Origin of the sequence: Paracoccus sp. (in: a-proteobacteria), assembly GCF_030536915.1 — a bacterium.
In the GTDB taxonomy this organism is placed as follows: Bacteria; Pseudomonadota; Alphaproteobacteria; order Rhodobacterales; family Rhodobacteraceae; genus Paracoccus.
In genome coordinates, this window is sequence record NZ_JAUNPC010000099.1 from 1 (window position 1) to 9,566 (window position 9,566).

Consider the following 9,566-nt stretch of genomic DNA (forward strand, 5'->3'; position numbering starts at 1 on the left):
CGGCGGCTAGCGCCATCGAGCGGCGCGAGATGCAGACGGCCTGGTATGAGGATCGGGACTACGTGCCTGTCACCGAACGCGGCGCGGCGGTGCAGGCCGCCCGGCGGGAGCGGGCGCTCCTGGCCGAGCTGCGCGCCCGGCTGGAGCTGGCGCGGGAGACTTGGACCCACGCCCGCGAGGACGGCGCCGACCGGGTGACGGCCGGACTGGCGGCGCTGCGGGCCGCGGCGCAGAAGCACGCGGTCGAGCGGGAGCACGGGCGGGAACACGAGCGGGACGTGGTCCAGGAGCAGGCACGGGAGCACACCCTGGAGGCCGGCAGCCTCCGGGAGCGGCTGGCGCGTATCCTGGACCGGGGGATCGACCGCAAGGAGGCCGAGGTCGCGCAGGAAAAAGGGCCGGAGCACGAGGAGGACGACATCCGCGCGCGGCTCGGGCGCATCCTCAAGCGAGACGTGGAGCAGGACCAGGCGGAGGCGGCCGCCTCAGCGCTGGGGCAGGAGTCGCAGAGCATCCGTGACCGGCTGCAGGCGGTGCTGGCGCGTGAAAAGGCCGTTGTGCGCGAGGAGTATGGACATGACCAAGGCGAAGTCGTGCACAGGCACAAAGACCGAGGGCGCGATCATGAGTTATGAGCGCCCAAGCTGCACATGTCCGCGCACTGTCTGATCTGTCCGATTTTCGGACAACAGTCGCTGATGCCACTTGCAAGAATGACCTTAGGAAAATGTCAATCTTCTTTTGTCGCGGCTGACCGCCTTGCACGCGCGTGTTAGCATTCTGCGGGATAAGGGAGGTGCCTGGTTTGGCGAGGAGGAACGATGCCGAACAGCGTTTCCAAAAAGGACTGGGAGAATTTTCGTGCCATGGGCCGGGTGCCGAAAGCCGCCCGCGCCGAGATCATCGCTTCATGGCAGCGCAGTTCACACTTGGCACGAGGAGAGCTGAAGCGGGCGCCTTTGCTGGTAGAGACAGACGTCCAACAGGCGCGGTTCCGGTCGAGCCGTTTCATGCGGGCTGCCCAGCCTGCGGTCCAGAAGGCGGGTTACCTTCTGAACCGCTCGGGCAACATGATCCTGCTCTGCGATCCCCAGGGCCTCGTGATCGACCAGGTCGGCGACCCTTATACCTTGGACATGGGACGCGAGAACCATCTGCACACAGGCGGTCGATGGCGGGAGGAGGATATCGGTACCAATGCAATCGGCATGGCGCTACTGACTGGCATGCCGGTGCAGGTCTTCCGGGCGGAACATTTCTCCGAGGAGGTCCAGCGCTGGTCCTGCTCGGCAACACCGGTCTGCGATCCGGTGACGGAGCGCATCCTGGGTGTGGTCGATGTGTCCTGGCCTGCCGATGCCGTGCGTTCGGATGCCGGCGCGCTCTCGGCTATCCTGGCGGTGCAGGCTGAAACCATGCTGCACCAGATGCTCATGGTCGAGCGCGAGAAGCTGGCCGAGACGGCCAACCTGCGCCGGCTGCGGCGTGGCAACGCGCCGGTGGCCATGCTGGACCGATATGGCCTGAACGTCTTGTCCACAGACAACTTCCTGCGCGCCTTCGATGACGACGGGGTGCTGGACCATCTGCGTGCGGTGCTGCTCGACCTCATGGACCAGCCCGAGGAGCAGATGGTCTCGGCGCTGCAGGGCTTGCTGCCGGGTATGGACCTGGAGGTCATGCGCGACGGCGGCGAGGGAATCGGCCTTCTGCTGAGCAAGCGCCAGAGCCGCCCCGCCATGGCCCCATCCCGGCTGGATCTCGAGACCATCGGGCAGGTGGGCGAGGTGATGGCACGGATCTCTTCGCAGGCGGCGCGGCTTGCGGGTTCGCATCTGCCGATCCTGATCGAGGGCGAGACGGGGGCCGGGAAATCCACGCTGGCCGAGGCGATCCATCAAGCGGGTAGTGATCCGAACCTGCCCTTTGTCCGACTGGACTGCGCGATGCTGACGGCCGAGGGGCTGCGGCGCGATCTGGCCGAGGGGCTGGTCGATCAGCTTTCGTCGGCAGGGGGGACGCTCTGCCTCGAAAGCCCGGCCGCCTGTCCGCTGGACGCGCAGAAGCTGCTGCTGGGACTGGTCGAGCAGGCGGCGGGGGCAGGGATGCGGATCATTACCACCTCGACGCGGTCGCTGGGCGACGAGGCGGGGGCCGGGCGCTTCCGCAGCGACCTGTATTATCGCCTCGCCGTGGCCCGCATCGCCCTTGTGCCCCTGCGCGACAGGCGCGACGAAATCGTGCCGCACTTGCGCGCCATCACCCGGCAGAAGGCCGGGGCGGGGCGCAGCCTGAACTTCACGCCGGCGGCCTTGGCGGCGATCACCGACCATGACTGGCCGGGCAACCTGCGCGAGATGTCGAACCTCGTCGATCTGCTGCTGGCGGTGACGCCGAACGGGCTGATCGACCATCGTTCCCTGCCGCCCGAGTTCAGCCGCGCGCCTGCGCGCGAAGGCGATACCCTGCGCGACGGCGAGCGCGCCCAGATCCTGGAAGCCATCGAACGCGCGCAGGGCAACATGACCGAGGTCGCGCGGCGCCTCGGGATCGCGCGCTCGACCCTTTACCTCAAGCTCGACGCCTACCGGATCGCGCGGCCGCGGCGCGGCTGACCTCGCGTCCGCAGCATGTCCGTCAGCATATCCGACAATCGGACAACCACACCGGGAACGATGGTTCCACTCTGACCCTGGGGAACGGCCCTGCGCCGTCCCGAGGAAAGGGAGGAACTCACATTGGCTTTGGACCACAAGAGCAACCGGACCGTGCAGGTGCTGGGCATCGACGCCGGCGGCACGATGACGGACACCTTCTTCGTCGACAGCGAGGGCGACTTCGTCGTCGGCAAGGCGCAATCGACCCCCGAAAACGAGGCCTTGGGCCTGATCGAATCCAGCCGTGAGGGGCTGGAGCACTGGGGCCTGTCGCTGGAGGACGCGCTCGGCTCGATCCAGACCGGGGTCTATTCGGGCACAGCGATGCTGAACCGCGTGGTGCAGCGCAAGGGGCTGAAATGCGGGCTGATCGTCAATGCGGGGATGGAGGATTTCCACCGCATGGGCCGCGCCATCCAGGCCTATCTGGGCTTCGCCTATGAAGACCGTATCCACCTGAACACCCATTACTACGACGAGCCGCTTGTCCCGCGCGAACGCACCCGCGGCGTGATGGAGCGGATCGACATGTTCGGCACCGTGGTCATCCCGCTGCGCGAGGAGGACGCCCGCCGCGCCGCGCGCGAGTTGATCGCGCAGGACGTGGACGGGATCGTGATCTCACTGCTGCACAGCTACAAGAACCCGACCCACGAGCGTCGCGTCCGCGACATCGTGAAGGAGGAGATCGAGGCCGCCGGCAAGCAGATCCCCGTCTTCGCCTCGACCGACTACTACCCGGTGCGCAAGGAGACCCACCGCACCAACACGACCATCCTTGAGGCCTATGCAGCCGAGCCTTCGCGCCAGACGCTGAACAAGATCTCGACCGCCTTCAAGGATAACGGGTCCAAGTTCGACTTCCGCGTGATGGCGACGCATGGCGGCACAATCTCGTGGAAGGCCAAGGAACTGGCGCGCACCATCTCGTCCGGCCCGATCGGTGGCGTGATCGGCGCGAAATACCTGGGCGAGGTGCTAGGCTACAAGAACATCGCTTGCTCGGACATCGGTGGCACCTCCTTCGACGTGGCGCTGATCACCCAAGGCGAGCTGACCATCCGCAACGACCCCGACATGGCGCGGCTGGTGCTGTCGCTGCCGCTGGTCGCGATGGACTCGGTCGGTGCAGGGGCGGGCAGCTTCATCCGGCTGGACCCCTATACCAAGGCGATCAAGCTGGGGCCGGACAGCGCGGGCTATCGCGTCGGCGTCTGCTGGGCGGAATCGGGCATCGACACCGTCACGATTTCCGACTGCCACGTCATCCTGGGCTACCTGAACCCCGACAACTTTCTCGGCGGCCAGATCAAGCTGGACCGCGACCGGGCGGTCAAGGCGATGAAGGAGCAGATCGCAGACCCGCTGGGCCTGTCGGTCGAGGATGCCGCCGCGGGCGTCATCGAGCTGCTGGACAGCGACCTGCGCGACTACCTTCGCTCGATGATCTCGGGCAAGGGCTCGACGCCGGGGAACTTCGTCTGCTTCAGCTATGGCGGCGCGGGTCCGGTCCATACCTATGGCTATACCGAGGGCCTGGGCTTCGAGGACGTGATCGTTCCGGCATGGGCTGCGGGCTTCTCTGCCTTCGGCTGCGCGGCAGCAGATTTCGAATATCGCTACGACAAGTCGCTGGACATCAACATCGCCATGGATGCCGCGGGCGACCAGAAGGCCACGCAGGCCAAGACCCTGCAATCCGCATGGGAGGAACTGAAGGAGCGCGTTCTCGAGGAGTTCGAGATTAACGGCTATTCCGCCGACAAGGTCACGCTGCAGCCGGGCTTCCGCATGCAGTACCGAGGCCAGCTTAATGACCTCGAAATCGAATCCCCCGTGCCCGAGGCCCATTCGGCCGAGGACTGGGACAAGCTGGTCGAGGCCTTCAACGCGACCTACGGCCGCGTCTATGCCGCCTCGGCCCGGTCGCCGGAACTCGGCTATTCCGTGACCGGCGCGATCATGCGGGGCACCGTGCCGATCCCGAAACCGAAGATCCCGAAGGAAGAACTCGGCCCAGAGACCCCGCCCGAAGAAGCCCGGCTGGGAACCCGCAAGTTCTACCGCCACAAGAAATGGGTCGATGCACAGCTTTACCAGATGGAAACGCTGCAACCCGGCAACCGCATCACGGGCCCCGCGATCATCGAATCCGATGCGACCACCTTTGTCGTGCCCGGCGGTTTCGAGACGTTCCTGGACGGCCACCGCCTGTTCCACCTGAAAGAAGTCTGAGGGGAGGAAGATCAGATGAATATGCAAACAAAGGTCGAGGGCATCGTCCGTGGTGGCGAAACCCTGAAACAGCACCGCGACCGGCTGATGGAGGCCACCAAGCGCACCGGCCATTATGGCGGTATCAAGAAGATGGAACTGCGCGACAGCCAGCCTATCATGTACAACAAGCTGTTCTCGCGCCTTCGGGCCGGGGTCGTGGATGCCCGCGAAACCGCCAAGAAGATCGCGGCCAGCCCCATCGTCGAGCAGGAAGGCGAACTCTGCTTCACGCTCTATAACGCGGCGGGGGATGCGATCCTGACCTCGACCGGGATCATCATCCATGTCGGCACCATGGGTGCGGCGATCAAGTACATGATCGAAAACGACTGGGAATCGAACCCGGGCATCAATGACAAGGATATCTTCTGCAACAATGACAGCCTGATCGGCAACGTTCATACCTGCGACATCCACACGATCGTGCCGATCTTCCACGAAGAAAAACTGATCGGCTGGGTCGGCGGCGTGACCCATGTGATCGACACCGGCTCGGTCGGGCCGGGTTCGATGTCCACGGGACAGATCCAGCGTTTCGGTGACGGTTATCAGATCACCTGCCGCAAGATCGGCCAGAACGACACGCTGATGCGGGACTGGCTGCATGAAAGCCAGCGCTCGGTCCGCACCACGCGCTACTGGATGCTGGACGAGCGCACGCGCATCGCCGGCTGCCACATGATCCGTGACCTGGTGCAGGAGGTGATCGCCGACGAGGGCATCGAGAACTACTGGAAATTCGCCTATGAAGCGATCGAGCATGGCCGCGTCGGCCTGCAGGCCCGCATCAAGGCTATGACCATTCCGGGCAAGTACCGGCAGGTGGGCTTCGTGGACGTGCCCTACGCCCACGAAGATGTTCGTGTCCCCTCGGACTTCGCCAAGGTGGACACGATCATGCACACCCCGTCCGAGATCACCATCCGCCCGGATGGCACCTGGCGGCTGGACTTCGAGGGGGCGTCCCGTTGGGGCTGGCATACCTACAACGCCCATGCGGTCAGCTTCACCTCCGGCATCTGGGTGATGATGACGCAGTCGCTGATCCCGACCGAGATGATCAACGACGGCGCCGCCTACGGGACCGAGTTCCGCCTGCCCAAGGGCACCTGGATGAACCCCGACGACCGCCGCGTCGCCTTCAGCTACAGCTGGCACTTCCTCGTCAGTTCCTGGACGGCGCTGTGGCGGGGGCTCTCGCGCAGCTATTTCGGTCGCGGCTACCTCGAGGAGGTGAACGCCGGCAACGCCAACACCTCGAACTGGCTGCAGGGCGGCGGGTTCAACCAGTTCGACGAGATCCATGCCGTCAACTCGTTCGAATGCGCGGCCAATGGCGTCGGCGCATCCGCGTTCAAGGACGGGATCAGCCATGCCGCTGCCATCTGGAACCCGGAAGGCGACATGGGCGACATGGAGATCTGGGAACTGGCCGAGCCGCTGGTCTACTTGGGCCGCGAGATCAAGGCATCCTCGGGGGGCGCCGGCAAGTATCGCGGCGGCTGCGGTTTCCAGTCGCTGCGCATGGTCTGGAACGCTAAGGACTGGACGATGTTCTTCATGGGCAACGGCCATATCTCCTCGGACTGGGGGCTGATGGGCGGCTATCCGGCGGCCTCGGGCTATCGCTTCGAGGCGCATGATACCGGCCTGAAGGAGATCATCGCCAACGGCGACCCAATCCCGCATGGCGGCGACACCGACCCCGAGAACCCGACCTGGGACGCGATGCTGCCTGACGCGAAGATCAAGCGCGACAAGCAGGCCATCACCACCGAGGCAATGTTCAAGGACTACGATCTCTACCTGAACTACATGCGCGGCGGCCCCGGCTTCGGCGATCCGCTGGACCGCGAGCCGGAAGCGGTCGCGCAGGACGTGAACGGCGGCTACCTGCTGGAACGCTTCGCCGCCAGCGTCTACGGCGTGAAGCTGGTGAAGGGAGAGGGCAACCAGTTCTCGGCCGACGAGGCCGGCACCGAGGCCCTGCGCGCCCAAATCCGCAAGGAACGGCTGGAAAAGGCCGTCCCCACGCGGGAATGGATGAAGGGCGAGCGCGAGCGCATCCTGCACAAGGACGCAGGCGTCCATGTGCAGCAGATGTTCGCGGCCTCCTTCAAGCTCGGGCCGAAGTTCGAGGAAAGCTTCCGCAAGTTCTGGGACCTGCCCGTGGACTGGCAGTTGATGGAGGCGGACCTGCCGATCCCCTCCTACGGTCGCGAATATTCCATGGACATCAGCGAACTGCCGGACGTGAAGACGGTCCAGTTCGTCGACGAATGAGCCTTCCGGGCACCGGCCGGTCCGGTGCCCGCCACCCAACAGGAGAAGCGAAATGGCCTACACGAAAGCCAAGATCAAAGACCTGGTCGACGGCAAGATCGACCGCGACACGCTGCACACCATGCTCTCGACCCCCAAGGACAAGGAGCGGTTCGAGATCTACCTCGACATCCTGCAGGAGCAGGTGCCGTGGGAAGACAAGATCATCCTGCCGCTGGGGCCGAAGCTCTATATTGTGCAGCGTGCCTCGGACAAGAAATGGGTCGTCAAGTCCCATGCCGGCTACGAGTTCTGCGATTGGCGCGAGAACTGGAAGCTGCACGCGGTCATGCGCGTGCGCGAGACGGCCGAAGAGATGGAGGAGCTTTATCCCCGCCTGATGGCCCCCTCGACCAACTGGCAGGTGATCCGCGAGTACTACTGCCCCAAATCCGGCGACCTGCTGGATGTAGAGGCGCCGACCCCCTGGTATCCGGTGATCCACGACTTCGAGCCCGACATTGACGCCTTCTACACGGAATGGCTAGGCCTGCCCGTTCCAGAGCGCGCCTGAGATCAGTCCAATCAACTGGAACGCCGTTTTCGGCGTTCCAGTCTTTCCGAAGATGACACGACGAGTGCATGGAGCAGTGTACCGGCCTTGCGCCGAACCGCCGCCAAGGGAGACTTAGGGCAAATGCTTGATGCAGAGCAAATTGAGTATTTCCGCGAGACTTTTCAGGAGCCGTCGCGGACGCAAGAGGCCGAGATAGCACGAGAGGTGCCTTCCTGCTTCCGCCTGATCACACGATGCGAAGAACTCGATTCTTCAAGCGCCGATACACCGAAGCTGATGCACTTATCCTGATTTACGCACAGCCGACTCGACCCAAGCGGATGAGCAGCTTAGCCTGTGCATATGTCCTGTGCAGAAGATGACCCGTCCGCGACCCCCCTGCCCCGCACCTTGGGCTATGCGCGGGTGAGCACCGACAGCCAGGCGCTCGCGCCGCAGGTGGAGATCCTCAAGACCGCAGGCGCAGGCCAGGTGTTTCGCGAAACCGCCTCGGGGGCCAAGCGCGACCGCGCACAGCTCGCGCGGCTCCTCAAGGAGGTGCGTCCCGGCGATGTGGTGCTGGTGACGCGTCTTGATCGGCTCGCGCGCTCCACGCGCGACCTCCTCAACGTACTAGGTGCCATCACAGAGAGGGATGCCGCCTTCCGCTCCTTGGGCGACCCTTGGGCCGACACCACGAGCGCGCATGGGCGACTTATGCTCACGGTGCTGGCAGGTTTGGCGGAGTTCGAGCGCGAGCTGATCCGTGCCCGCACCGGCGAGGGCCGCGCGAGGGCCAAGGCGGAGGGTCGGAAGATGGGGCGCAAGCCCAAGCTCACGCCGCACCAGCAGCGGGAGGCCAGGCAGAGGCGCGAGGCGGGCGAGAGCATCACGGCGATCGCCCGCAGCTATGCCGTGCATCACTCCACGATTTCACGGCTCTGCGCGTGGGCGGCCGACGAGTGAAGGCTCGCAGCTACGTCCGCTGGGCCGGTCCCTGAACGGCTGCGGCCACATCCGTCTTTGCGAAATCCTGGCCCACGTAGAGAAGCGGGTAGCTCGTCTCGTGAGCCAACGCATAGGCGAAACAGTCCCCGAAGTTGAGTCCGGCTGGGTGATGGCCCCTGCCCCAGGCCGCGTAAGCTTCGGCAACCCGCGCGGCCGTGATCGCAGTGACGGGCACCACCTCCACGCTGCCTTCGGCCACGAGCGTGGCCATCTCTATCCCGATCCCGCGACTGCCCGCGACGATCAGAGCCTCAGCCAGCGTGCCTGCCGAGATCAGGAGACGCGCCTCGGAGCTCAGGACGGCAGCGCAGGCGGCGCTCTCAGGCTCTCCCAGGAGGACCGCCATCAGGGCCGAGGTGTCGAGCACCACCGCATCGAGAGATTGGGGGCTCGTGGCCCTGGAGGCGGGGCGCCCCTCCCCTGCCTTTCTCACTTAGGCAATCCATCATCGCCATAGAGAAAATCCTGGCTACGCGCGGCTTCAGGGCCACGGCGCACACTTCGGGCGGCAGAGCGTTGGAGGCTTTCGACAAGCCGCGCCCGAGCGAAACCGGAGGGAGCGGGTGCCATCGGCACGATACGCGCCGCCGGCTTGCCGTGTCGGGTGAGCACAACCTCCTCTCCCGCCTCGGCCTGACGCACGAGATCGGTCAGGCGAGCCTTAGCGTCGGACAGGGAAATCTGCATCGTCGAGCCCAACCTATCGTTCTCTAGAGGGAAGAAGATGGTCTAGAGGGCGGTCCAGATCAAGCCTCTCCTTGCCCATGAGGCGGGCAATCCCGCCACACTAAGCGACTAAGCGACTA

The 9,566-nt window shown here is 64.9% G+C and carries 7 protein-coding genes and 1 pseudogene; 6 read left to right on the top strand and 2 right to left on the bottom strand.

Translation table 11 applies throughout. The features are described from left to right. The 6 genes and pseudogenes from Q4F04_RS13315 to Q4F04_RS13340 all read left to right on the top strand — a co-directional run. Positions 1-635 (top strand): annotated as a pseudogene (locus tag Q4F04_RS13315) (hypothetical protein); the annotation flags it as partial. 375 nt (positions 636-1,010) lie between these two features. Beyond that, complete coding sequence (locus Q4F04_RS13320) at positions 1,011-2,615, top strand: sigma-54-dependent Fis family transcriptional regulator (protein ID WP_303370299.1); 1,605 nt, start codon at positions 1,011-1,013, stop codon at positions 2,613-2,615. Positions 2,616-2,738: 123 nt separating this feature from the next. After that, positions 2,739-4,892 (top strand): hydantoinase/oxoprolinase family protein, encoded by a 2,154-nt coding sequence (locus Q4F04_RS13325; protein ID WP_303370300.1) that lies wholly within the window; start codon positions 2,739-2,741, stop codon positions 4,890-4,892. 15 nt (positions 4,893-4,907) lie between these two features. After that, positions 4,908-7,217, top strand: a complete 2,310-nt coding sequence (locus Q4F04_RS13330; protein ID WP_303370301.1) for a hydantoinase B/oxoprolinase family protein — start codon at positions 4,908-4,910, stop codon at positions 7,215-7,217. Between the two features lie 52 nt (positions 7,218-7,269). Beyond that, the gene (locus Q4F04_RS13335; RefSeq protein ID WP_303370302.1) at positions 7,270-7,770 is read left to right on the top strand and encodes an acetone carboxylase subunit gamma; all 501 of its coding nucleotides are present in this window, start codon (positions 7,270-7,272) and stop codon (positions 7,768-7,770) included. A gap of 345 nt (positions 7,771-8,115) precedes the next feature. Then, positions 8,116-8,718, top strand: coding sequence for a recombinase family protein (locus Q4F04_RS13340; protein ID WP_303370303.1), 603 nt, complete (start codon positions 8,116-8,118; stop codon positions 8,716-8,718). A 10-nt stretch (positions 8,719-8,728) separates the two neighbouring features. On the opposite strand, the gene Q4F04_RS13345 is transcribed toward Q4F04_RS13340, so the two are convergent. Continuing rightward, positions 8,729-9,127 carry a type II toxin-antitoxin system VapC family toxin gene (locus tag Q4F04_RS13345; RefSeq protein WP_303370304.1) on the bottom strand — a complete coding sequence of 133 codons (399 nt, stop codon included), beginning with the start codon at positions 9,125-9,127 and terminating at the stop codon, positions 8,729-8,731. Positions 9,128-9,189: 62 nt separating this feature from the next. Then, positions 9,190-9,447, bottom strand: coding sequence for a type II toxin-antitoxin system Phd/YefM family antitoxin (locus Q4F04_RS13350; RefSeq protein WP_303370305.1), 258 nt, complete (start codon positions 9,445-9,447; stop codon positions 9,190-9,192). Positions 9,448-9,566: the final 119 nt, after the last annotated feature.

Bases quoted from the DNA above. Each gene is read 5' to 3' on its own strand.
- Q4F04_RS13335 (WP_303370302.1), top strand. From the start codon at position 7,270: ATGGCCTACACGAAAGCCAAGATCAAAGACCTGGTCGACGGCAAGATC.
- Q4F04_RS13320 (WP_303370299.1), top strand. From the start codon at position 1,011: ATGCGGGCTGCCCAGCCTGCGGTCCAGAAGGCGGGTTACCTTCTGAAC.
- Q4F04_RS13350 (WP_303370305.1), bottom strand. From the start codon at position 9,447: ATGCAGATTTCCCTGTCCGACGCTAAGGCTCGCCTGACCGATCTCGTG.
- Q4F04_RS13340 (WP_303370303.1), top strand. From the start codon at position 8,116: ATGTCCTGTGCAGAAGATGACCCGTCCGCGACCCCCCTGCCCCGCACC.
- Q4F04_RS13330 (WP_303370301.1), top strand. From the start codon at position 4,908: ATGAATATGCAAACAAAGGTCGAGGGCATCGTCCGTGGTGGCGAAACC.